20 protein-coding genes, 1 pseudogene and 1 riboswitch are annotated in these 21,628 nt (G+C 76.5%); of the genes and pseudogenes, 6 read left to right on the top strand and 15 right to left on the bottom strand.

Annotated elements, in window-relative coordinates; genetic code table 11:
• Positions 1-287: 287 nt before the first annotated feature.
• On the top strand, positions 288-1,925 hold the full coding sequence (locus D459_RS0103780; protein WP_017591664.1) for an alkaline phosphatase D family protein: 1,638 nt from the start codon (positions 288-290) through the stop codon (positions 1,923-1,925).
• Between the two features lie 88 nt (positions 1,926-2,013).
• On the opposite strand, the gene D459_RS0103775 is transcribed toward D459_RS0103780, so the two are convergent.
• Together D459_RS0103775 and D459_RS0103770 are read right to left on the bottom strand one after the other, a co-directional pair.
• Entirely contained in the window at positions 2,014-2,862 is an 849-nt protein-coding gene (locus tag D459_RS0103775; protein WP_017591663.1) for a class I SAM-dependent methyltransferase, read from the bottom strand.
• A gap of 116 nt (positions 2,863-2,978) precedes the next feature.
• Positions 2,979-3,617, bottom strand: a complete 639-nt coding sequence (locus D459_RS0103770) for a YHS domain-containing protein (protein WP_017591662.1) — start codon at positions 3,615-3,617, stop codon at positions 2,979-2,981.
• 105 nt (positions 3,618-3,722) lie between these two features.
• Between D459_RS0103770 and D459_RS0103765 the strand changes: the two genes are divergently transcribed.
• Together D459_RS0103765 and D459_RS0103760 are read left to right on the top strand one after the other, a co-directional pair.
• A complete protein-coding gene (locus D459_RS0103765; RefSeq protein WP_241484951.1) occupies positions 3,723-4,325 on the top strand; it encodes a TetR/AcrR family transcriptional regulator in 603 nt (200 codons plus the stop codon).
• 182 nt (positions 4,326-4,507) lie between these two features.
• The gene (locus D459_RS0103760; RefSeq protein ID WP_026120029.1) at positions 4,508-6,028 is read left to right on the top strand and encodes an amidase; all 1,521 of its coding nucleotides are present in this window, start codon (positions 4,508-4,510) and stop codon (positions 6,026-6,028) included.
• 42 nt (positions 6,029-6,070) lie between these two features.
• On the opposite strand, the gene D459_RS0103755 is transcribed toward D459_RS0103760, so the two are convergent.
• The 4 genes from D459_RS0103755 to D459_RS0103740 form a co-directional block, all read right to left on the bottom strand.
• A complete protein-coding gene (locus D459_RS0103755) occupies positions 6,071-6,781 on the bottom strand; it encodes a GAP family protein (RefSeq protein WP_017591659.1) in 711 nt (236 codons plus the stop codon).
• Complete coding sequence (locus tag D459_RS0103750) at positions 6,778-7,383, bottom strand: TetR/AcrR family transcriptional regulator (protein ID WP_026120028.1); 606 nt, start codon at positions 7,381-7,383, stop codon at positions 6,778-6,780. Before D459_RS0103750 ends, D459_RS0103755 begins: the two co-directional genes overlap by 4 nt.
• 74 nt (positions 7,384-7,457) lie before the next feature.
• A complete protein-coding gene (locus D459_RS36485) occupies positions 7,458-8,801 on the bottom strand; it encodes a VOC family protein (RefSeq protein WP_206540755.1) in 1,344 nt (447 codons plus the stop codon).
• Between the two features lie 113 nt (positions 8,802-8,914).
• The gene (locus D459_RS0103740; RefSeq protein WP_017591656.1) at positions 8,915-9,907 is read right to left on the bottom strand and encodes an ArsR/SmtB family transcription factor; all 993 of its coding nucleotides are present in this window, start codon (positions 9,905-9,907) and stop codon (positions 8,915-8,917) included.
• Between the two features lie 130 nt (positions 9,908-10,037).
• Here D459_RS0103740 and D459_RS0103735 point away from each other — a divergent pair, with 130 nt between their 5' ends.
• Complete coding sequence (locus D459_RS0103735) at positions 10,038-11,318, top strand: MFS transporter (RefSeq protein ID WP_017591655.1); 1,281 nt, start codon at positions 10,038-10,040, stop codon at positions 11,316-11,318.
• A 32-nt stretch (positions 11,319-11,350) separates the two neighbouring features.
• Here D459_RS0103735 and D459_RS0103730 read toward each other — a convergent pair whose 3' ends face one another.
• Positions 11,351-11,836 (bottom strand): anthrone oxygenase family protein, encoded by a 486-nt coding sequence (locus D459_RS0103730; protein WP_017591654.1) that lies wholly within the window; start codon positions 11,834-11,836, stop codon positions 11,351-11,353.
• Between the two features lie 162 nt (positions 11,837-11,998).
• On the opposite strand from D459_RS0103730, the gene D459_RS0103725 reads away from it, so the two are divergent.
• Positions 11,999-12,940, top strand: a complete 942-nt coding sequence (locus D459_RS0103725; protein ID WP_017591653.1) for an AraC family transcriptional regulator — start codon at positions 11,999-12,001, stop codon at positions 12,938-12,940.
• Here D459_RS0103725 and D459_RS0103720 read toward each other — a convergent pair.
• The 5 genes and pseudogenes from D459_RS0103720 to D459_RS0103700 all read right to left on the bottom strand — a co-directional run bounded on the left by D459_RS0103720 (position 12,900) and on the right by D459_RS0103700 (position 17,847).
• Positions 12,900-13,370: a VOC family protein gene (locus D459_RS0103720; RefSeq protein WP_017591652.1), complete on the bottom strand. Its 471-nt coding sequence runs from the start codon at positions 13,368-13,370 to the stop codon at positions 12,900-12,902. The two genes, D459_RS0103725 and D459_RS0103720, sit on opposite strands and share 41 nt — an antisense overlap.
• A 184-nt stretch (positions 13,371-13,554) precedes the next feature.
• Positions 13,555-13,830, bottom strand: a pseudogene (locus D459_RS37530) (VOC family protein); the annotation flags it as partial.
• Positions 13,831-13,942: 112 nt separating this feature from the next.
• Complete coding sequence (locus D459_RS0103710) at positions 13,943-16,018, bottom strand: acyltransferase family protein (protein WP_081620432.1); 2,076 nt, start codon at positions 16,016-16,018, stop codon at positions 13,943-13,945.
• Between the two features lie 798 nt (positions 16,019-16,816).
• Positions 16,817-17,023 carry a hypothetical protein gene (locus D459_RS0103705; RefSeq protein WP_017591649.1) on the bottom strand — a complete coding sequence of 69 codons (207 nt, stop codon included), beginning with the start codon at positions 17,021-17,023 and terminating at the stop codon, positions 16,817-16,819.
• A 194-nt stretch (positions 17,024-17,217) separates the two neighbouring features.
• The gene (locus D459_RS0103700; protein WP_017591648.1) at positions 17,218-17,847 is read right to left on the bottom strand and encodes a TenA family protein; all 630 of its coding nucleotides are present in this window, start codon (positions 17,845-17,847) and stop codon (positions 17,218-17,220) included.
• Positions 17,848-17,859: 12 nt separating this feature from the next.
• Positions 17,860-17,971: riboswitch (TPP riboswitch) on the bottom strand.
• Positions 17,972-18,053: 82 nt separating this feature from the next.
• On the opposite strand from D459_RS0103700, the gene D459_RS37470 reads away from it, so the two are divergent.
• The gene (locus tag D459_RS37470; RefSeq protein ID WP_017591647.1) at positions 18,054-19,181 is read left to right on the top strand and encodes an alpha/beta fold hydrolase; all 1,128 of its coding nucleotides are present in this window, start codon (positions 18,054-18,056) and stop codon (positions 19,179-19,181) included.
• 97 nt (positions 19,182-19,278) lie between these two features.
• Here D459_RS37470 and D459_RS0103685 read toward each other — a convergent pair whose 3' ends face one another.
• The 3 genes from D459_RS0103685 to D459_RS0103675 are packed head-to-tail and all read right to left on the bottom strand — an operon-like array spanning position 19,279 to position 21,605.
• Positions 19,279-19,569, bottom strand: coding sequence for a YiaA/YiaB family inner membrane protein (locus D459_RS0103685; RefSeq protein ID WP_017591646.1), 291 nt, complete (start codon positions 19,567-19,569; stop codon positions 19,279-19,281).
• A gap of 43 nt (positions 19,570-19,612) precedes the next feature.
• Positions 19,613-20,770 carry an NAD(P)/FAD-dependent oxidoreductase gene (locus tag D459_RS30655; protein WP_017591645.1) on the bottom strand — a complete coding sequence of 386 codons (1,158 nt, stop codon included), beginning with the start codon at positions 20,768-20,770 and terminating at the stop codon, positions 19,613-19,615.
• Positions 20,771-20,822: 52 nt separating this feature from the next.
• Complete coding sequence (locus D459_RS0103675) at positions 20,823-21,605, bottom strand: SDR family NAD(P)-dependent oxidoreductase (RefSeq protein ID WP_017591644.1); 783 nt, start codon at positions 21,603-21,605, stop codon at positions 20,823-20,825.
• Between the last annotated feature and the right edge of the window lie 23 nt (positions 21,606-21,628).

Below are 21,628 nucleotides of genomic sequence, written 5' to 3'. Positions count from 1 at the left end.
CCTTCTCCCCGCTCGGCGCGGCCGCCGGCGCCCTGCCCGGCCGGCGGCGGGCCGGTGCCTCCGCACCGGGGCGGGCCCCGGGCGGGCGGCGCCGCCCCGGCCGGGTTTCCCGGGGGCGGCGGCACGGTAGGCCCATGCCTGGCGACCGTGCGTAACCCGTCGGCCACCTACCTGGGACCAACGTTCACCGGGCGGTGGTTGGGACGTGCCGTCCTCCATGACGGGATGGAGCACGGTCCCGCCCGCCCCGCCGGGGCGGGCTCTCCGCCACTCCGAGGAGACCTCGTATGCCGGGTACCCCCCAATCCCCCTCCCCCTCCCCCGTCCCGGGCTCCCCTTCCTCCTCCGCCGCCCTCCCCGCCTCCGCGGCGGCCGGCTCCGGCGCGTCGCGGCGCGGCGTGCTGGTGGGGGGCGCGCTGGCGCTGGGCGCCGCCGCACTGGGTACGCTCCCCGCGACCGAGGCGCGCGCGGACACCGCCCCCCGAGGAGGATCCCCCATGTCCGACCCGTTCACCCTCGGAGTCGCCTCCGGCGACCCCCTCCCCGACAGCGTCATCCTGTGGACCCGGCTCGCCCCCGACCCGCTCGCCGAGGACGGCCGCGGCGGCATGCCGGACCGGAACGTGAGCGTGCAGTGGCAGGTGGCCGAGGACGAGCGCTTCCGCGACGTCGTCGCCTCCGGTGCGGTGCGGGCCCGCCCCGACCGCGCCCACTCGGTGCACGTCGAGGCCGGCGGGCTGCGCCCCGGCGCGCAGTACTTCTACCGGTTCCGCGCCGGCCGCGAGATCAGCCCGGTCGGCCGCACCAGGACCGCCCCGGCGCCCGGGTCCCGCCTGGACTCCTTCGCCTTCGCGTTCGCCAGCTGCCAGAGCTACACCCACGGCCACTACACCGCCCAGGCGCACCTCGCCGAGGAGGACCTGGACCTGGTGGCCTTCCTCGGCGACTACATCTACGAGACCGGTGAGGCCGGGGAGATCGGCCGCCCGCACGTCCCCGCGCGGGAGACCGAGTCGCTGGCCGACTACCGGATCCGGCACGCCCAGTACAAGGCCGACGCGGGCCTGCAGGCGGCGCACGCCGCGTTTCCCTGGGCGGTGGTCTTCGACGACCACGAGGTGGAGAACAACTGGGCCGACGACATCTCCTACGAGGACGACGTGCCCCCGGAGGAGTTCCTGCGCCGCCGCGCGCGGGCCTTCCAGGCCTACTACGAGCACATGCCGCTGCGCTCGGCGCAGCGCCCGGACCGCGCCGACATGCGGCTGTACCGCCGGCTCTCCTTCGGCGACCTGATCGACGTGCACCTGCTCGACACCCGCCAGTACCGCAGCGTGCAGGTGGGCGACGACCGGCGCGACGACCCCTCGCGCACCCTGCTGGGGGCCGAGCAGAAGCGGTGGCTCTTCGACGGCCTGGAGGGCTCCGGGGCCCGCTGGAACGTCCTGGCCCAGCAGGTCTTCTTCTCCCAGCGGGACTTCGCCGACGGGGCGCCGACGAATTTCAGCAACGACGCCTGGGACAACTACGAGGTCGAGCGGAACGAGGTGCGCGACCGGCTGGCCGGGGCGCCCGGCCCGGTGGTGATCACCGGCGACGTGCACGCCAACTACGTGTGCGACGTCAAGGCCGACTTCGACGACCCCGGCTCGGCCACCGTCGCCACCGAGCTGGTGGGCACCTCCTTCACCAGCGGCCGGGACGGCGCCGAGCAGAACCCCGGCGACGCGGTCCAGCTCCAGGAGAACCCGCACATCAAGTTCATCAACCGCCGGCGCGGCTACGTCCGCAACACGGTCACGCCCACCGAGTGGACCGCGGTCTACCGGACCCTGGACTACGTCTCCGAGCCCGGCTCCCCGATCCACGACCGGGCCCGGTTCACCATCGACGCCGACGCTCCGGGGGTACGGCCCCAGCCCTGACCTGCGGCCCGGCCGGCAAGAGGGCGGGGCGGGCCCGCCCCGCGCCGCCCCCTGCCGGGCCGCCCGCCGGCGCCGGGCGGCCCGGGGCTCACCCGGCCGCGGGCCGCTCCGCGGTGACGGTGTAGTAGTCGAGCAGGCCGTCCCGGTAGGCGCCGAGGAAGTTGCGCGGCCACTGCACCGGCAGGTCGATCCCGGCGAGGAAGCGGTCCAGCCCGGGCCAGACGGACGCGCCGATGGACTCGGCGCGCACCCCGGCCAGCCCGGCCCGCTCGAGCGCGCCGAGCAGGCCGGGCAGCGGGTGCGCCACGTCCAGCCCGGTGGCGAAGCCCTCCAGCCGGGCGGCCAGCTCCTCGGCCTCGCCGGCCCCGCCCCGGGGCGTGAAGAAGGAGGCGACGGCCATCCGGCCGCCCGGGCGCAGCACCCGGGCGGCCTCGCGGGCGAAGGCGCCCAGGTCGCGGAAGTGCTGCGCGGCCTCCACGCTGTAGAGCAGGTCGAAGGCGCCGCCGGCGAAGGGCAGCCGCTCGGCGGAGCCGAGGACGAAGTGCAGCCGCGGCGGGGAGGCCGCGAGCAGGTCCGCGTTGGCCCGGCGGGCCCGCTCCAGCTGCGCGGGGTGCAGGTCCACCCCGGTGGCCTCGGCCAACCCGAACTCGCGCAGGGCCAGGGCGCAGCCGAGCCCCAGGCCGCAGCCGATCTCCGCGGCGCTCTTCCGCTCGGTGGCGCCGAGGTGCTCCAGCACTCTGCGGTAGAGGTTCTGCTCGCTGCGGACCCGCTCCTCGGTGCCGAGCGGCCCGTCCAGCGGGATGCCGTCCCAGTGCCCGAAGTTGATGAACCCTCCGGCGAAGGAGGGGACCGCGCTCAGGTCCTCCGGCCCGTAGACCGCCCGTACGGCGGGCGGGATCCCGGCGGAGCCTGTTCCCTGCTCTGTGTCATCGGCCATGCGTCGACGGTAGGCGCCGCGCGCCGCGGCTGCCAGGGCCGGTGCGCGGTGCCCCGGCGGCCCGCCTCCCCGTCCGGGGCGGGCCGCCGGGACGGGCCCCGCGCCTTCCGCTCCGGTCACCCGGCGGGGGCCTCCTCCAGCTCCTTCCGGAAGGCGGTCCGGCAGGGGTCGCAGCAGAAGCCGTAGACCTCGCCGCCGTGCTCCAGGGTGAACTCGGCGGTGGCGAGTTCGATGGTCATCCCGCACATCGGGTCGTAGACGGCGCCGGGCCGCGGGCCGGGCTCGGTCTCGCCGCGCCGCCGGACCTCGCGGAAGGACCGGCCGATCCTGAGCCCCAGGTCCTCGGAGCGCATCGGCCCGCCGAAGACGCCCACCGACCCTTCGGGCACGCCGACGACGTTCACCAGGGCGCGCGGCTCCCAGGCCACGCCCTCCGGGTCGCCGTCGATCTCGCCGATGACGCGCAGGAAGATCGGGATCAGGTGCTCGGCCATCTCCTTGCGCCAGCTGCCGGGGACCTGCAGCCGGACGACGTAGCGGGGCGGGTCCCCCTCGGACCAGAGGTCGCCGCCGACCGTCCAGATCTCCTGCTCGTGCAGGACGGCCTGGTAGCAGGAGCGCATGGTGCGCTCGGCCTCGGGGTGCATGGGCTCGCCCAGCAGCAGCTCGTCGATGGAGCCGAGCCGCTGCATCAGCAGGCGGCGGCGCTCGGGGTCGAGCGCCCCTTTGGGGATGAAGACCTCGATGAAGAACACGGGAACCTCCTCGGTTCGGGCGTGGTCCGCGGATACATCGCAACTCGAAGTTGCGATAATGGGAATGTCGCATACCCCTACCCCGTAACGCAACAGGGAGTTGCATTGGAAGAGAGTCCGCGCAGGCCGGTCGTCGGCCGGGGACCCAAGGTGCGCGCCGCGGTGCTCGCCGCGACCGTCGCCGAACTGGCCGAGAAGGGCTACGCCGAACTGGCGGTGGAGGGCGTCGCGCGCCGGGCCGGCGTGCACAAGACCACCGTCTACCGGCGCTGGAAGGACCGGCAGGGGCTGGTGGTGGACGCGCTGTCCGAGCGCGTCGCCGACGAGGTGCCCATCCCCGACACCGGCTCGGTCCAGGGCGACGTGGAGGTGCTGGCCCGCTCGCTGGCCGACACCCTCGGCGGGCCGACCGGGCGGGTCATCGCCGCGGTGCTGGGCACCGACGCGGCGCGGCTGCCGGAGGTCGCCGGGATACGGCGCCGGGTCCTCGGCGACCGGCTGCGCCGCGCGGAGCCGGTCGTGCTGCGCGCCGTGGCCCGCGGCGAGCTGCCCGAGGGCACCGGCCCGCACGAGGTGGTCAAGGCGTTCGCCGCGCCGCTCTACTTCCGGCTGCTGGTCAGCGGGGAGCCCGTGGATCGCGAGGCCGCCGACCGGGCGGCCCGGATCGCGCTGGCCGCGGCCCGGGCGGGCGAGCTGCGCACCGGCTGACCGAGGGGCGGCGCGCCCCGCCGCCCCGCCCCGCCCCTCCCTGCGATGATCTCGTCGCCGTCGCCGTCGCCGTCGCCGTCGCCGTCGCCGTTCCGGCCGGCGCCGGGGCGGCGGCGATGCCGAGACCGACGGGCCCCGCGTCGAACTAGAACCGGTTGCATCAGCGTGCTAGGTTCCCGACCATGCGACTCGACGAGTACATGGAACACGATGCAGTCGGGCTGGCGGGGCTGGTGCGGTCCGGGGAGGTCGCCCCGGCCGAGCTGCTGGAGGCGGCGATCGCCCGCGCCGAGCAGGTCGGCCCCGCACTGAACGCGATCGTGCTGCCCATGTACGCCGAGGCCCGGGAGCGGGCCGCCGGGCCGCTCGACGGGCCGCTGGCCGGCGTCCCGTTCCTGCTCAAAGACCTGTTCCAGGACTACGCCGGGGTGCCGACGTCGGGCGGCTGCCGGGCGCTGCGGCAGGTGCCGGCGCCGCGCCACGCCGAAGTGGTCCGGCGCTGGCTGGACGCGGGCCTGGTGCCGTTCGGCAAGACCAACGTGCCCGAGTTCGGCGCCAAGGGCGTCACCGAGCCGCGCGAGTTCGGCCCGGCCCGCAACCCGTGGAACCCCGGGCACACCCCCGGCGGCTCGTCGGGAGGGTCGGCCGCGGCCGTGGCGGCCGGGATCGCGCCGGCCGCCGGCGGCAACGACGGCGGCGGGTCGATCCGCATCCCGGCGGCCTGCTGCGGCCTGTTCGGCCTCAAACCCGGGCGCGGCCGGGTGCCGTTCGGGCCGGGCATGGGCGAGCCGATGCACGGCGCGGCGGTGAACGGGGCGCTCACCCGCACGGTGCGCGACAGCGCCGCGCTGCTGGACGCGGCGGCCGGCCCGGAGCCGTCCTCCCCGTTCCCGATCGCCCCGCCGGAGCGGCCCTACCTGGAGGAGGTCGGCCGGGACCCGGGCCGGCTGCGGATCGGGTTCACCGCCCGCTCGCCGCTGGGCACCCCGGTGCACCCGGAGGCGGTGGAGGCGGTGCGCGAGGCCGCCGCCCTGCTGGAGCTGCTCGGCCACGACGTCGAGGAGGCCGAGCCCGATATCGACGGCCGCGCCCTCACCGAGGACTTCATGACCCTGTGGTACGGCTCGATGGCCGCCCTGGTCGACGGGGTCCGGGAGCAGACCGGGTGCGGCGCGGAGGACTTCGAACCGGACACCCTGATGCTCGCCGCGATGGGCCGCAACCTCAGCGCGGCCGACTACGTCCGGGGCAACGAGCGCTGGCACCGGCACGTGCTGGCCCTGGCCGAGTTCCACGCCCGCCACGACCTGCTGCTCACCCCCACCATCGCCGGGCCGCCGGTGGCCGTCGGCCGGCTGGACCCGCCCCCGTGGCTGCGGGCCGCCGAGCGGCTGCTGGTCCGCACCCGCGCCGAGCGCCTGGTCGCCGCGACCGGCCTGGTCGGCACCGAGGTGGTCAACAACCTCACCGCCACCCCGTTCACCCTGACCGCCAACCTGACCGGCGTCCCCGCGATGTCGGTCCCGCTGCACTGGACCCCGGGAGACCTGCCGCTGGGCGTGCAGTTCATCGCGGCCCAGGGCGGCGAGGGGCTGCTCTTCCGCCTGGCCTCCCAGCTGGAAGAGGCCCGCCCCTGGGCCCACCGCCGCCCGGAGGGGGTGCCGGCCCCCGACGCACGGCACCCCGCCCCGGCGCACCCGTGAGGGGGCGGCCCGGGCGGCGGCCCCGCCCGGGCCGCCGCGGGATCACTCGAAGAGGTGCACCAGCAGGGCGTTGCCCAGCAGGTAGCCGCCGAGGCCCTGGAGGGCCCAGGCGATGACCTTGCCGCCGTTCCGGGCCGACCAGGCGTCGAACCGCTCCAGGTAGGGGGCGATGCGGGAGTGGGCGAAGGTCCGGCCGAGGAACAGCACGACCGCGGGCGCCACCATGATCGCGCAGTAGAGCGCCAGCCCCGCGGCCGTCGCCGTCCAGGTGAGGCCCATGCCCGCCATCACGCCGATGGCGCCGAGGAACGGCAGCAGGGTCGCGACCTCCAGCAGCGCGGCCGCCACGGCCAGCGCCATCAGGGCGGCCGCGCCGCCGCCGCCGGTCATGGCCCGCTCCCGCCACCGGGTCAGGCGCCGGGGGCGGTCCGCCCGCCTGCGCTCCCGCCACTCCAGGAGGGCGCCGCCGGCCAGCAGGGCGGCGCCGATGCCGGCCCGGAGCAGCAGGGAGGACCCCGGGGCGGGGCCGTCCTCCGGTCCGGCGGCCCCGGAGAGCGCGGCCCCTGCGCCCAGGCTGATCAGCACGCCGAGGAAGAAGTAGAAGACCGCGATCGTGGCCAGGTAGGCGGCGAACCGGAGCGGGCGGATCCGGCCCGGGGCGAGCATCAGCCAGACCGGGATGAACAGCGTGCCGACGCTCATGCTGTCCAGCAGGGCCAGGCCGGCGAGGACCACGGCCAGCCCGGGGGTCACCGGTTCCCCCCGGTGCCGAACAGCCGGTCGATGTAGCCGGTCAGGGCGGCGCGGATCGCCTCGGCGCCGAAGTCCTCGCCGGTGGCGAGGTGGTGCAGGGCGAGGCCGTCCACGAAGGCCGCCAGCGCGACCGCCTCGGCGCGCGGGTCCAGGCCGGCCGGGAGCTCGCCGCGCTCCCGGGCGCCGTCCAGCCCGTCGGCCATCCCGTCGATGACCCTCCGGGTGGCCTCCCGGTGGATCCGGGCCATCTCCGGGTCGGTGAGCGAGGCGGCGATGAACTCCAGCCACACCGCCAGCTCGGTGCGCCGCTCCCCGTCCAGCGGCAGCAGCGTCTCGGCCGCCTTCAGCATCAGGTCGCGGATCGGCGGCGCGAGCTCGACCTCCGCCAGCCGGGCGGTGCTGCGCTCGTAGATGTGCTCCACACCGAAGCGGAGCAGGTCGGCCTTGGAGCGGAAGTAGCGCTGCACCAGCCCCACCGAGACGCCGGCCTCCTCTGCGACGTCGACCAGCGTGGTCCGGGCCAGGCCCCGGCGGGCCACCGTGCGCAGCAGCGCCTCGGCCACCTGCCGCCTGCGTTCGTCATGGTCTGCGGTACGTGCCATGAAAAAATATTACCGCAATATTTTTTTGCCGCCGAACCCCCGCCGCCCGGGAGCGGCGCCGCGGCCGGAACCGGTCAGCCGGCGGCGGGCGGGCGGTGGAACTCGTTGACCGAGACGTCGGCGCCCTGCGGGTCGCGGAACGAGGCCGGCCTCACCCCGCCCAGGTCCACCGGCGGGGAGGTGACCACCGCACCCAGCCGGACCGCGCGCTCCACCGTCCCCTCGGCGTCGGCGACGGTGAACTCGGCGTTCCACCGCGGGCGGCCGTCGGCGACGCCGCTGCCGCGCAGCGGCTGCAGCCGGCCCACCGCGTCCTCGAACCCCCCGGGCGCGCCGGCCCCGGCCTGCCGCCCGCGGACGCCCGGGTCCGCGGTCCGCTCCAGGAAGTCGCCGTACCCGGGGAGGCGCCACATCAGCACGGTCTCCCCGCCGACGTCGGCCTTCCGCACCTCCCAGCCGAACACCGCGCCGTAGAACGCCTCCGCGGCGCCGGACGCGACCCCCACCAGGGTGCTGGAGTTCCACGCCCCGGGGGCGTTCACCACCCGCGCCCCGCCCAGCCCGCGCGCCTCCCACAGGCCGAACACCACCCCGCCGGGGTCGGCGCAGAGCGCCACCCGGGCCGCGCCCTCCACCTCCCGGGGCGGGGTGCGCTCCTCTCCCCCGGCCTCCACCACCCGGCCCAGCGCCCGGTCCGCGCTGCCGACCCGCACATAGGTGATCCACTGCGCGGGATCCGCCGGAGCCGGGTCCGGCATGCCGACCCCGGCGACCTCGCCTCCGCCCAGCCGGGCGGTGAACCGGTGCCCGGCCGGCCTCCCCGGGGTGAACTCCCATCCCAGCACCTCGCCGTAGAACGCGGCCGCCGCGGCCGGATCGGGCGAGGAGTGGTCCACCCAGCACGGCGCACCGGCGGGGTAGCGGTCCTGCTCGGCCATGTTCGCCGTCCTCTCCCGGTTCCGTCCGCGCTCCGAAGGAGCAGTCAAATCGTGTTGACGATCAACCCGATGTGGGTGAAGTAGCTCATGGCGCCGAACAGCAGGAACGCGGCGCCGGACAGCAGCCGGCACGCGCCGGTGACGGTGGCCGCGGGTCCGCGGGGGGGTGCGGACCGCCCACCGGAACAGCACGGCGCCGACGCCGACCAGGGCGTACAGGCCGGAGATGAAGACCGCTTCGACCATCGGGTAGTCGGCGAGCAGGCCCGAGACGGGCTCCTCGGGCGGTGCGGCGAACAGCCGGTAGACCACGCCCGCACAGGCGATGGCGATGCAGGCCAGGCCCAGGCCGAAGACGAAGACCGACATCGGGGCGGCGAGCTGGGCGACGCGGCGGGCGTGGTCGGTGCTCCCGGTCAGCTCCGGCCCGCGCCGCCACAGGTACAGCCCGTCGGACGCGAGCGCCAACGCAGTACTCATACCCGTCTTTTTCCCAGGTCGGGGCGGAAGCGACCGGGGGCTGCGGGAGCCGCGCGGGGAGGGGCGGCGGGCTCGCGCGCCTTTCCGGCCGGGCGGCGCCGCGGGGCCGCCGGTCAGGCCGGGTCCGGGCCCTCGCCGGTCAGGGCGGTGCCCAGGGGGCTCCGGGCGTAGAGGACGCGGCGGCCGGAGCGCCAGGACTCCAGCAGGCCGGCGTCGCGCAGCGCGGTCAGGTGGCCGGAGACGCCCGCCGGGCTGAGGCCCAGCCGGGCCGCGAGGCCGGTGGTGGTCTCCGGGCGGGACAGCGCGGCCAGCAGCCGGGCCCGGGTCCGGCCGAGCACCGCGGCCAGGGCCTCCGGCGGGCGCCCGGGCGGGGGCGACCAGAGGTCGCCGACACCGCGGGCCGGGTAGATGAGCGTCGGCTGCCAGGGCTCGTCGCCGACCAGGATCAGCTCCGGCCAGACGAACGCGCTGGGCATCAGCAGCAGGCCGCGCCCGTCCGGCCGGAGCTCGTCGAAGGCGGCCGCGCTGTCCACCCGCAGGGCGCCCCGCTCCCAGGAGAGCCGGCCGTCCAGGGCGGGGAGCAGCCGCTCCAGGCCGTGCTCGGCCAGGGTGCGCGAGCGGTCGGCGATGTCGGCGTCGAGCAGGGCGCGCAGCCGGGGCCAGTGCGGCCGCACCAGGTGCTCCCAGCAGGCGCCGAGCAGGCCCGCCATGGCGTCCCGGGTCGCCGCGGCATCGGCGAGCAGCGGCGCGGTGGCCGAGGCGGGCAGGTTCCGGCGCGGGTCGAGCAGGCAGGCCCGCAGCTCGGCGCCGACCTGCGCGGGCGGGGTGGCGCGCAGCCGGTCCAGCTCCTCCTCGATGGAGGCGAGCGGCCCCAGCGGGGGCGGGGTGAGGAAGTCCGGGACGTACCCCGGGCGGGGCAGGAGCAGCCGGAAGGGCTCCAGGTCCACCCCGTCCGGCAGCCGGGCGGCGCGCACCCACGGCAGGTGGAAGCCCTGCCGGTGCGGCTCGAAGAGGGTGTGCACCGCGGCGAAGGTCTCCCACAGCGGGGAGACGGCGAACCTGCAGCGCATCAGGTCCTCGCGCCCGAAGACCACCCGTCCGGCCACCGCGCCGCCCCCTTCTCCCGTGCGGGATCCGCACCCGTTCGATCATGCCGCACCGCGGACGGCCGCCCCGGACGATTCGGGCGTGGGCGAATCCGTTGAACCGGGCGGCGCGGGGCGGAAGCGTGGGGGCATGCCCACATCCGCGGCCGACGGCCGCTCCCCCGCCGTGTCCGGACCCCGCCAGGGGTACGCCGGCGTGCTCGCGGTGCCCGAGTTCCGGGTGCTGTTCGCCGCCGAGGTCCTCTCCATCCTCGCCCAGGTCGCGGTGCAGGTGACGCTCTCGGTGCTGGTCTTCCAGCGGACCGGTTCGCCGCTGCTGTCGGCGCTCGCCTTCGCCCTCGGCTTCCTGCCGCACCTGCTCGGCGCGTCGCTGCTGTCCGCGGCGGCCGACCGCTTCCCCGCGCGCCGGGTCATGGCGGCCTCCCAGGGGGCGGTCGGCGCGGTCATGGCCTGCATGGCGCTGCCCGGAACGCCGATCCCGGCGATGCTGGCCCTGCTCGCGGTCACCGGGGCCATCGCCCCGGTGTACTCCGGGAGCCGCTCGGCCGCCCTCGCCGACGTGCTGCCCGCCGGGCTGTTCCCGCTGGGCCGCTCCCTGCTGCGGATGGCCGCGCAGACCGCGCAGATCGCCGGGTTCTCCTTCGGCGGCACCCTGCTCCTGCTGGTCCGGCCGTCCACCGCGCTGCTGGTCGCCGCGGCGCTGATGGCCGCGTCGGCCGCGCTGATCGGCCTGGGCACCCCGGCCCGCCCCGCGCGGCGGGCCGCCGGGGCCGCCGGGGCCGGCGGCCGGCTGCTCGGCGACTCGCTGGCCGGGGTCCGGGAGGCGTTCGCCCTCCCCCGGCTGCGCGCGGTGCTGCTGCTCGTCTGGATCCTGCCGGCGCTGGCGGTGTGGCCCGAGGCGCTGGCCGCCCCGCTCGCCGACGGGATGGGCGGTGGCCCGGTGCTCGTCGGGCTGCTGCTGACCGCCGCCCCGGTCGGCACCGTGGCCGGGGAGCTGCTGGCCGGCGCGCTGCTCACCGCGGAGCGGCGGCGCCGCTGGATGGTGCCGGCGGCCCTGGCGGTGTTCGCGCCCTTCCCGCTCTTCCTGGCCGGCCCCGGCCCGGCGGTGGCGGTCGCCGCGCTGGCCCTGGGCGCGCTGGGCTTCGGCTACACCCTGGCGCTGGACGCCCTGCTGCTGGAGGCGACCCCGGAGGCGCTGCGCGGCCGGGTGTTCGCGATCTCCTCGGCCGGGATGATGATCACCCAGGGGCTGGGCTTCGCCGCGGCCGGGGCGTTCGCCGAGTTCGCGCCGCCCGGGGCCGCGGTGGCGGCCGCCGGGGCGGGCGGGATCGCGGTGGTGCTCGGCCTCGGCCTCCGGTTCCTCCCCGGCCGCGCGGCGGGCGGCGGCCCCTCCGCCCGGCCGCCGTCCTAGAGCGGGCGGGGGCGGCGGGCGGCCGCGTCGGCTCAGAGCAGGGCGACCCCGGTGGCCGTGCAGGCCAGCGCGGCGGCGCTGAGCACGGTGCGGATCCGGTTCCACCGGTTCCACGGCCCCTCGAAGCGGGCGCGGACCCGGGCCGGGTCGGCCGACCGGTCGGCCGGTCCCGCGGCCTCCAGCGCGTCGTTCATCGGCACGTTGACCGCCGCGGTGATCAGGAAGTGCCCGGCCAGCAGCACGAACGCCGCCCAGGCCGGCACCGCGACGGCGGCGCCGGAGCCGGTCGCCGCCACCGCCCAGATCAGCGCCAGGACCGGGGCGCCGAAGAACACCGCGAAGAACCGCCCGTTGAGGATCCTCCGGTTGATCCGCTGCATCACGTCGATGAACGCGGTGTCGGAGGCCCCGCCGAGCCCCGGCATGACGGCCGTGGTGAACGCGAAGAACAGGCCCGCGTTCAGGCCGGCCGCGATCAGGGCCGCCGCCCCGGCGGCGGTGCGCAACAGGTCCGGCATGGGTCTCTCCTCCCGGCGGGCGGTCCCGGTCGGACCGCTGAACGGTTCCGATTCAACCGGGCCCCGCCGAGACGGGCTATGGCCTCGCCGCTCATCCGCATACGCGAGCGTCTATCATCGGTTCCGTCAGGCGGCTTCGGCCCTCGGGGAGGACGGTCCGGGATGGACGAACTGGCGGGCCTGCTCGACGGGCCGCGGGCGCGCGGCGCCTTCCTGCTCCGCACTCTGCTCCGGCCGCCCTGGGCGATCCGGGTGGCCGACGAGGCGCCGCTGAGCCTGACCGCGGTGCTGCGCGGCGAGGCGTACGTGGTCTGCGCGGACGGCGCCCCGGTCCGGATGGGCCCCGGGGACGTGGCGGTGGTGCGCTGGAACGGCCCCTACACCGTCGCCGACGACCCCGGCACCCCCGTCCGGGTGGTGATCGACGCCGACCAGAAGTGCCACACCCTCTACGGCGAGCCGCTGTGGGAGTCGATGGCGCTGGGCGTGCGCACCTGGGGCGACGGCCAGGACGCCCCCACCGAGATGCTGGTCGGCACCTACCTGGTGGAGGGCGAGCTCAGCCGGCGCCTGCTCGACGTCCTCCCGCAGGTGGCGCACGTGCCCGCCGGCTCCTGGGACAGCCCGCTGCTGCCGATGCTCGCCGAGGAGGTCGGCCGGGACGAGCCCGGCCAGGAGGTCGTCCTGGACCGGATGCTGGACCTGCTGCTCATCGCCGCGCTGCGGTCCTGGTTCGCCGGGCAGCGCAGCGCCGCGCCCGCCTGGTACCGGGCCCGCGCCGACCCGGCGGTCGGGCGGGCGCTGCGGCTGCTGCACGCCGACCCCGGCCGGGCCTGGACGGTGGCCGGGCTGGCCGCCGAGTGCGGGGTGTCCCGCGCAGCGCTGGCCCGCCGGTTCACCGCGCTGGTGGGCGAGGCGCCGGTCGCCTACCTCACCGGGCTGCGCCTGGCCACCGCCGCCGACCTGCTGCGCGGCTCCGACGCCACGCTGGGCTCCATCGCCCGCAAGGTCGGCTACTCCACGCCGTTCGCGCTCAGCTCGGCGTTCAAGCGCGCCTACGGGGTCAGCCCCACCGAGCACCGGGCCCGCGCGGCGGATCGATGATCGGCATCGCGCCGGCCCCCGGGGCCCAGGCCGCGCGGAAGTCCGCCAGGCGGGCGGCGTCGACCAGCTCGATCCGCCCGCCGATCGACCCGGCGCGGTGGTAGGCGAAGCGCCGCCCGAACGGGCAGCCGTCGAAGTCGGCCCCGACGCCGGCGCGGGACAGCCGGGCGGCGCCCGCCTCCAGGTCGGAGGTCCAGAACCCGAGGTGGTCGAAGCGCCCCTCCCCGCCGCACCCCCACGGGCTGTGCTCGGGCCCCTCGATCAGCTCGATGAACGGCGGGTCGCCGCGGGTGAAGGCGATGCGGAAATCCCACTCCCCGATCCGGTCCGCGCGCGGCGGCGTCCACTCCACGCCAACCGCCCCGCTCAGTTCCTCCATGGCCGCCCCGATGTCGGGCACCGCGAAGCACACGTGGTAGAAGCCGCCCATGACCCCGCCTCCTGAACACCGGCCGCCCTCGCGGCCGGGCACCGGCAGACCCTAGCCGGGCGGGCGGCCCCGGCACCAATAGGCGGGCCGATGCCCGCCATGGGAGAAGAAAGGGGGCGGCGTCCCGCCCCCGCCCCTGCCCGGCCGGCCGCGGCGCGGCCCCCGGGCGGCGTCCCCCGGCCGGGGCGGCGGTGCGGGCGGCGCCCCGGGCGAGGAGCCCCTCGACGGCCGCCGCCTGGTCCTCCGCGTACAGGTCGAAGTGGAGGCGGTTCTTCCCGGCCGGCTTCGCGCCGTCCGCGCGGGCGAAGAAGAGGGACGGCGGGCGCCCGTCCGGCGGCCGCACCTCGACGCCGGCCGGGGCGGGATCCATCAGCTCCCAACCGAGGGTCTGCGCCCACCACCGCGCGAGGGAGAGCGGGTCGCGGGCGTCGACGGTCAAGGCCTCCCAGCCGATTCTCATGGCGACCGACCCTACACCGGCGGTGCCGCCCCGGCGCCGGAGCCGGGAGCCCCGACCCCCGGGGCGGGCGCGCCCGTGCCGGCCCCGCCCGCCGCCGCCGCGCGGGCGCGGGTCACAGCGCCTCCAGGATCGGCTCGGCCCGCTCCTCCAGGTCGGCGGCGAGCATCTCGGAGTAGGTGGCGGTCAGGTGGTGGGCGTCCCGGTAGACCAGGACGTTGCCGACCACGGCCGGGCAGGTGTCGTCGGTGCACAGCCGGTCGTTGAGGTCGACCACCTCGGCGCCGGTCTCCGGCCGGTCCGCGGCGATGATCTGCGGGTCCTCCTCGCCGAGGGCGTCGTCGCGCTCCTTGGCGCAGTCGCCCGGGGCGGTCGGGTTCATCTCGACGCACTCGGGCACCCGGGGGCGGGCCACCGGGGTGTCGGCGATCGCGACCACCCGGGCGCCGGCCTCCTCCAGCTCGGTCCACTGCTCCGCCATGCCCTCGGCGATCAGCCGCTTGCCCTCCTCGGTGTCGCCCGCGGTGGCGCTGATCGCGCGGCTGCGCGCGCTGGTGAACACCAGGTCCGGCCGGACGTCGCCGGTGAGCCGGTCGACGACGTCGGCGTTCCAGTCCTCGCACTCGGCGTAGCGGCGGTCGTCGCCGCCGTCCCTGGTGACGGGCTCGCCGGTGAACGGGCAGGAGGACTTGGTGAAGGTGTAGACCCGCCAGTTCCGCTCCCCGGCCACGGCGCGCACCGCCGGCACCCAGTGGGCGGCGTGCGAGTCGCCGACCACGGCCACCGTCACCTCGGCGTCCTCAGGGCCGTACACGCACGGGTCGGCGGCGCGGTCGCTCGGCATGGCCTGGCACTCGTCGCCGTAGACGCTGGGCAGGTCGTCCAGGGCGTCGATCGGGGCCGGGTAGACGGCCTGCCCCGCGTCGCCCTCGGGCCGGTCGTCGTCGATGGCGGCCGGGCCGACGTGCACCTCCGGGTCGAAGGCCACGTTGCGGCGCTGCTCCACCTGCTGGTACTGGATCCAGCTCGTCCCGGACACCAGCAGGGCCCCGGAGAGCGCGAACGCCAGTGCGGCGCGGCCGGTCCGCAGCGCCCCGCCGGTGCGCACCGGGTCCTCCACCAGGAGCTTGGTGGCCCAGGCCAGCAGCACCGAGCCGGCGCCGATCAGCACGCCGCCGAACGGGCCGAAGACATCGGTGCCGGGCAGGAGGGGCCAGAACACGATGAGCGGCCAGTGCCACAGGTAGATCGCGTACGACAGGTCGCCGACGAACCGCGCCGGGGCGGCGCTGAGCAGCCGGTAGGCCGACCAGCGGCCCTCGGTGCGGCCGGCGGCGATCACGGCGGCGGTGCCCAGCACCGGCAGGGCGGCGGTCCAGCCGGGGAACGCCACCGCGTCGTCGTAGGTGAACGCGGCGGCGGCGATGGCCAGCAGGCCGGCCCAGCCCAGGCCGGCCCGGACCCCGGCGGGCAGGGTGCGGTGCGCGAGCACCATCGCCAGCACGCCGCCCGCGGCCAGCTCCCACATCCTGGTCTGCGGCAGGAAGTAGGCCGGCGCGGGGTCGGACAGGGTGAGCCAGACCGAGCAGGCGAAGGAGGCGGCGATCACCGCTCCGCCGCCGAGCAGCAGCATCCGGGCCCGGCGCAGCCGCTCCGGCAGGGCGGTCCAGCCGATGAACAGCAGCGGCCAGAACAGGTAGAACTGCTCCTCCACGGCGAGCGACCAGAAGTGCTGCACCGGGCTCTCCGCGGCGCCGGCCGCCAGGTAGTCCACCGATTCGTGGGCCAGCAGCAGGTTCTGCACGTACAGCGCCGAGGCGGCGAGCTGCTTGGCGGTGTCCAGCAGCTGGGCCGAGGGCAGCAGCGCCATGGCCGCGGCGCCGGTGGCCAGCAGGACGACGGTGGCCGCGGGCAGGATGCGCCGGACCCGCCGGATGTAGAAGCCCGACAGGGAGACCCGGCCCTGCTCGCGGGCCTCGCGCAGCAGCAGCGTGGTGATGAGGAATCCGGAGATCACGAAGAAGACGTCGACGCCGATGTAGCCGCCGGGGAGCAGCTCCTTGTCGACGTGGTAGACGACGACCAGCGCCACCGCGAGTGCGCGGAGGCCCTGGACCTCGGGGAAGAAGCGGCGCGGTGGTGCGGGGCGGGCTGCCGGGGGTGCGGGCGCGGGCTGCGATTGGGTCGGCACGGGGTTCCTTGCCTGCGTCTCGGGGCCGTCTCGGTGGAGCTCGGGGCGCGCGCCGCATGCCCGCTGAGCGGGCGGGGCCGTCGCGGCGCACTTCCTGGGAGTTCTCCCAGGAATGTGGATTCTCTCAGGAAAACGCGACCGTGGGTAGCCGATTAGTCGCCTGGAAGCACAGGTAGGACGAAAATTCTCGCCGAGGTGACCTGAGTGTCTCCTCGCGGACACATCCCCGCGGACGCCGGCCGAGGTAGTGCGAGCAGCGGCTCGACCGTGCTCCGCTCCCCGCTCCGGACGCGGAGGGCGGGCGGGGCCCGGCGGTCCTCCCCGCCCACCGGGGCCGGAATCCGGTCGTCCGTTACCGAGGAGCGGAGTCCGTCCCGATCACGGGGGGACCGCTCTCTGAACGGGGCGGGTCTCCCAGGGGGCCGCCCGCCGACCCGCCCCGCCCCGGGCCGAAAAGGCGCCGCGCCGGACCGCCGCCCGGGGTCGGCCCCGGCGGCGGGCAGGCGGAGGAGGACGCGGTCCCGCGCCGACTCCGCGGCGCCGGGGAGGGGCGGACCGGTGCGGAACGGGCACCTGCGGAGCGGAGGACCCCGCCGGCGGCCGGGGCGCCGCGGTCCCCAGTGGGGCGAGGGGTTCCCGCGGCAAGGGCCGCGAGGGGCGGGCGGGGCTCGGTCCCTGCGGCGGGCGGGTGGAGAAGGCCGCGGCCTCGGGGCCACCGCCCTACGGGGGCCGGACCCGCCCGCCCGCGCGCCGGGCAGAGGCGCCCCGCCCTCCCGGCGGGGCCTTCTCGGGTGCGGCTCAGTGCTCCATGCGGTGGTCGCCGTCGACGATGGTCAGCGCCTGCATGGCGGCCGAGGCCAGCTGGATCAGCGCGGCCCGGTCGTTCCAGGTGCAGCGGATGCGGACCGGCCCTGCGTGGATGACGGCCGTGTTGCCCCCGGTGTCGGTGACCGTCGTCCTGCCCTTGAGGTCCCCGGCGGAGAGGGTCCTGTCGTATGGCTCCATCTGCTGTTTCCCACGCTCGTCCGGGCTCTCGGTCGGGGCAACGGTACCCGCCGCACCCCGGCCCCGCCGGGCAATCGGGAAATATGCCGCTTCCGGCCGGTCCCGGACGCCCGTTCCGGAGGGCGGCTTTCCCCGGAGGCGGGGCTCCGCCGCACCCCGGGAGGGCCGGCCGGCCGGAAGCGGCGCGGAGCGGGCTAGAAGGCCCAGCCCTCCTTCTCCCAGGCCGCCTCCCAGAAGTGGAACTCGTAGGCGGTGGCGGTGGTGAAGGCCTCGCGCATCCGGGCGACGGTGGCGGCGTCGGAGCGCTCGGCGATGCCGTCGGTGATGGCGCACAGCCGCCGGGTGGAGGCGGCGAACTCCTCGTCGGCGTAGGTGGAGATCCACTCGCCGTAGGGGTGCCCGGACAGGTCGCCGGCCTTCTCCATCAGCCGGGCGCCGACGTCGGTGTAGACCCAGAAGCAGGGCAGCACCCCGGCGGCCAGCTCGCCGTACCCCTGGGTCTGGGCCAGGCCCAGCAGGTAGGAGACGTAGGCGGTGCAGGTCGGCGAGGGGCGCAGGTCCGACACCTCGCCGACGAAGCCCTCGTGCATGGAGCTCTCCACCGCGATGGCGTCGTGCGCCGCCTTGGCGAAGAAGGCGATCTCCTCGGAGCGGTCGGCCCGGGCCGCCGCCGACGCCAGGGCGCGGGCGTAGCCGCGCAGGTAGAGGGCGTCCTGGGCCATGTAGTAGTCGAACCGGTCCCGGGACAGGGACCCGTCGGCCAGGCCGCGGACGAACGGCAGGTCGTCGATGGCCGCGCGCACGCCGGCCGTCTCGTTCCACACCTCGGCACAGAAATCGCTCAAGATGGGCGTTCCCTTCGCTAGTTCGAGCTAGATCAGGTTCGACGGGTGTGATCTCAGCTCCGGCCGATGCCGACATCGGACCGGTGCACCCCGCGCCGTGCCGACGACCATACCGGGCCCGGATCGGCGATCCGCCCCGGGGTGCGGCGTTTGCCCGTTCCGGTGCGGGGCGGAAGGATCGCGCCATGCCCTCCTACACCGCACCCGACGGGACCGTGCTCGCCTACCGCGCCGAAGGCGAGGGGGAACCGCTGCTCTGCCTGCCCGGCGGCCCGATCCGCGCCGGCGCCTGCCCCGGCGACCTGGGCGGGCTGGCGCGGCGGCGCCGGCTCATCGTGCCCGACCCGCGCGGCACCGGGGACTCCGGCGACGGCGACCGGCAGGTCGGCGACGTCGAGGCGCTCCGCGCCCACCTCGGCCTGGACCGCGTCGACCTGCTGGCCCACTCCGCCGCGGGCGGCCTGGCGGTCCTGTACGCGGCCCGGCACCCCGAGCGGGTCCGCTCGCTGGTCCTGGTCACCGCCCGGGGCCGCGCCCTGGGCGCGGACTCCACCGAGGAGCGCCGGTGGGAGGAGGCCGCCCGCGCCGCCGGACCGGACGTCCCGGTGCTGGCCGTCGCCGGCGGACTGGACGGCGGACCGCTCCCCCGGGTCGCCGCGGAGATCGCCGGGCTGTTCCCGCGGGGCGAGACGGCGGTCCTGCCCGGCGCCGGCCGCTACCCGTGGCTGGACGCCCCGGAGGCCTTCACCCGGACCGTCGGGGACTTCCTGGACCGCTCGGCGCCGGCCGGCGCCGAGCCGCGGGACGCCGGCGGAGCCGGATCGGACCTGCCGCCGGGGCTGGCGGAGGTGGCGGCGGAGGAGCTCCCCGACGGGGAGATGGACTTCGAGATGTACGAGGCGCTCGAGGACCCGGAGGAGACCGCCTGGTGGTTCCGGCAGTGGACCGGCAACCCCGAGGCCGACGGGCGGGAGTACCGGTTCTTCGGGATGGAGGGGTCGGGCGGCTACACCGGCCTGTGGCTGGCCCGGGAGGGCCGGCCGCTGCCGGAGCAGCCCGTGGTCTTCTTCGGATCCGAGGGGGAGCTGCTGGTGCTCGCCGCCGACCTGGGCTCCTTCCTGTGGCTGCTGGCCCAGGGCGTCGGCCCGGTCGAGGCGCTGGACTGGGACGACCCCAAGGACCCCTGCCCGCGCACCGCCGAGATCGCCGAGCGGCACGCCCCCGGCGGGCGGCGGCCCCCGGAGGAGATCCTGGGCCGCGCCCGGGAGGAGTTCCCGCACTTCGAGGAGGCCGTCCGCGCCCTGTGCCGGTGACCGCGCACACCGCGCACAACACGATGATCTTGACGTTGCGGGGGTATCAGGGCGCCCTGATACCCCCGCAACGTCAAGATCATCGCGGGACGGGCGGTCAGCCGCTCTTGCCCGCGTAGGCGTGGTGGCTGCCGGCACCGTAGGCCTGGGCCTGCTCGGCCCAGGCCGCCGTCAGCGCCTCCTCCTGCCGGTCGCGGACGCACTTGGCCAGGTTGAAGGTGGAGGTGATGACGAACAGCACCCCCATCCCGATGAAGGCGCGCATCCACGGGTCGATCGGCAGCAGGGCGACGCCGCCGCACAGGCCCGCGCTGGAGACGCCGAAGGCGATCACGGACTGGAGGTAGAAGGCGGGGGTGACCTTGGTGTTCAGGGGTGCGGAGCTCATGGGTCCATGGTGGGCGAGGCCGGTGCGGTGCGGATGAGTACCGCTACTCAACCGGGCCGGTGCGCTCCGGCGGGATCCCCGCCGCGGGCGCCACCCGGTCCGGGCGGAACGCCGACAGGTCGCTCCCCGGGTCCTCGCCCAGGGCCAGCCGGGCGGCGACGGCGCCCTGGTAGGGGCCGTGGGTGAGGCCGGACGCGCCCAGCCCGGTCGCCACCACCACCCCGGACAGCGCCCGGACCGGGCCGAGGAGCTGCAGGTCGTCCCGGGAGGCCGGACGGAACCCCACCCGGGTCTCGGCGACCGTGGCCTCCACCAGCGCGGGCGCCGGGCCGACGGCGCCGGAGAGCACCTCCAGCACGCCGCCGACGGTCACCCGGTGGTCGAACCCGGCCCAGGGCTCCCGCGTCCCGCTCAGCACCACCCGGTCCGGCGGCAGCGCCAGCAGGTACCCGTCCTTCTCGGGGAGGCGGACGACCGGCCAGTCCCGGGTCCGGGCGCCGGGCAGCGCGGCGTGCACGATCTGCCCGCGCATCGGGTAGACCGGCAGGTCGACGCGGAACGGGCGGAGCAGCGCCGCCGACCAGGCGCCCGCCGCGACCACCACCGCGTCGGCGGGCAGCTCCTCACCGCCGGCCAGCACCCCGGTCACCCGGCCGCCGGCGGCCACCAGCTCCGCGCCGGCCTTGACGTAGCGCAGGCCGCGCTCCTCGGCCGCGTTGAACAGCGCGTCCCGGGCGCGGCGGCCGTCCACCCGGGCCGTGCCCTCCACGAAGACGCCCTGGTACTCCTCGGTCAGGGCCGGGAAGAGCTCGGCCGGCCCCCCTGCGGGCAGGCGGCGGACCTCCCCCAGGCCCTCGTAGCCGGGGCGGCCGCGCAGCTCCCGCAGCAGGGCCAGCTCGCGGTCGAGCTGCTCGGGGTCGGTGCCCGCGGAGACCCCGCCGACCACCCGGTAGCCGGTCACCTGGCCGTCCTCGGCGAGTTCGCGCATCAGCCCGGGGTAGTGGGCGGCCGCCTGGAGCGCGAAGTCGCGCATCGGCGGCGGGTCCCAGGGCAGGGGCCAGGGGAAGACCGCCCCGGCGCCGGCCGCGGTGGCCTGCCCGGCCCGGGAGGCGTCCACCAGCGTGGTGGACACCCCCCGTTTGGCCAGATGGTAGGCGGCACTGGCACCGACGATGCCGCCGCCGATCACGATCACCCTCATGGGGCCAGCTTGCCCTGCGGGCGTCGGGGGCGGCCAGACCCCCGGCGGTGTGTCATGCCGGTCCGGTGCCGTGCATCCGCCGCAGCACCTCGTCCTGGTCGGGGAAGGGGAACGGTGCGCACGCGTCCCTGGTGATCAGCCAGGCCTCCCCGCTGCCGCGCCCGGCGACGATGCGCTCGGCGAGCGCGGCGACCTGCTCCGGGGCGGCGATGGTCCCGGTCAGCCCCGCCTCGTCGATCATCGCGCGCAGCGGGGCGATCATCGGGGTGTCGACGTAGCCGGGGCAGATCGCGTTCACCGTGAGCGGGTCGCCGGCCAGCGTCAGCGCCAGGGAGCGGACGAAGCCGACCAGGGCGTGCTTGGTGGCGGCGTAGACCTCGCCGAGGGGCGGCGCGAACAGGCCGGCCATGCTGGAGGTGACCAGGATCGAGGCGCCCCGGCGGCCGCGCATCAGCGGCAGGGCGGCGTGCACCCCGTAGACCGGGCCGTGCAGGTTGACCGCGACGGTCTCGCGGTACCGGTCCAGCTCGTAGGGGACGCCCCGGTCGGCGAGGCCTTCGCTGGGGCCGCCGATCCCGGCGTTGCAGAACAGCACGTCCAGGCCGCCGTGGGTCTCGGCGGCGGCGTCCACCGCCGCCTTCATCCGGTCGAAGTCGCCGACGTCGGTGCGCCGGAACAGGGCGCCGGTCTCCTCCGCCAGCGCGGTCCCGGCCTGCTCGTCGGTGTCGGCGATCAGCACCCGGGCCCCGTCGGCGGCGGCGCGGCGCACGGTGGCCGCGCCGATCCCGCTCGCGCCTCCGGTGACCAGGACGCTCTTTCCGGTGAACGCGCTCATGGGCTCTCTCCTCATCCAGGGGC

Source organism: Nocardiopsis potens DSM 45234, assembly GCF_000341105.1.
Lineage (GTDB): Bacteria > Actinomycetota > Actinomycetes > Streptosporangiales > Streptosporangiaceae > Nocardiopsis_A > Nocardiopsis_A potens.
Note: the sequence above shows the minus strand (reverse complement) of the source record. Positions and strands in the feature narration are given on the sequence as shown.